Annotated in this window: 1 protein-coding gene; it reads right to left on the bottom strand. The window is 63.4% G+C overall.

Annotation, left to right across the window (positions count from 1 at the left end):
- Positions 1-1,375: TonB-dependent receptor domain-containing protein (locus tag LVY65_RS13160; RefSeq protein ID WP_235068729.1), on the bottom strand; the 1,375-nt coding region annotated here is incomplete at both ends.

Raw genomic sequence — 1,375 nt, 5'->3', positions numbered from 1 at the left:
GTTCGGCGTCAGCCACAGCGAACCACTGGCGTCGCGGTTGATCAAGTCGCAGGACGGTGCCACCACGGTCGCCGTCGAGAAATTGACGCAGTTGGACAGGATCGCGTCCGCACCGAAGCCCTGGATCGCGTCCTTGAGGTCGATGCTCCACCAGTCGATGGTGAGCGCAAAGCGCGGCAGGAACGATGGCTGGAACACGGCACCGATGGTCTTGGTGGTCGCCTTTTCCGGCTTCAGGTCCTGGTTGCCGCCGAGCAGGCCGTTATACTGGCCGGCCGGGTTCGCCGTCGGGCTCTGACCGACCACGAGGCCCTGGGCGAGACAGCCATAGTCGGTCGCCGTGATCGTCTTGGTGCAAGGATCGTTGCTTCCGTCGAGGCCGACGAACTGCGGAGCGAACAGCTCCTGGATGTTCGGCGCACGAACCGCCCGGTTGTACGAACCGCGGAAGCGGATATCCTTGATCGGCGCGAGTTCGGCCGACAGCTTGTAGGTGTTGGTGTCGTACTTCCGGCCGGTACCCAGCTCATAGTAGGACTTGCGGAAGCCGGCGCCGAAGGTCAGTTCGTAGATGAAGTTGTTCTGGACGACGGGCAGCTGGGCCTCGCCGAAGAACTCGATCACCCGGAACTGGCCGTTGACCGGAAGCGTCGGAGCGCCCTGGCCGGTGAGATCGCCGGTCTGGAACGACTGGTCCGGGCTCAGCGACAGCTTCTCCTTGCGATACTCGGCACCGAGGTTCACGCCCACGCCGTCTTCGGCCCAGGGGAACTGGATGCCATATTCGCCAAGCGTGCCGGTGAAGTCGGCGTGAGCAATCTGTTCCGACGTGCGGCCGGTGATGACGCCGAACACGTTGAGGTAGTTGATCGACTCCTGCGACGGTGCGGCACCCGTGAACACGTCATAGGGGCGGCAGGCCAGGTCGGTACCGTCCAGCACCGAACGGCAGACCGGGTTGATGCCCGGCTGGTTCGGATCGTCGACAATGTCGAGCGCTCGCGTGAGGCGCGCTGCCGAGAACTCGTTCTTGTAGACCTGGGTATAGTTGGTCCGGCCATACTGATAGTAGGCGTCATAGGACCAGACCTTGCCGAGGTCGCCCTTCGAACCGAGCACGCCGCGATAGCTGGTGTGGGTCAGATCGCTGATACGCGGACCGCCTTCGGTGTTGCGGCGAAGCAACTGGAAATAGGCCCGGTTGTAATTCGCCCCACCCGGAACGGTGTTGACGAAGTCGATCGGCGCTGCACCCTGGTTCGGGTTGTACGGCGCACCCACGGCAAGCGGGAAGCCACCCACCGACCCGTTGATCAGGTTGAGGCTGCCTGCGCCGCACAGCACGTCATACTGGTTGCCGGAAACATTGCCCGAG

Source organism: Sphingomonas cremea (assembly GCF_021502585.1).
GTDB lineage: Bacteria > Pseudomonadota > Alphaproteobacteria > Sphingomonadales > Sphingomonadaceae > Sphingomicrobium > Sphingomicrobium cremea.
Note: the sequence above shows the minus strand (reverse complement) of the source record. Positions and strands in the feature narration are given on the sequence as shown.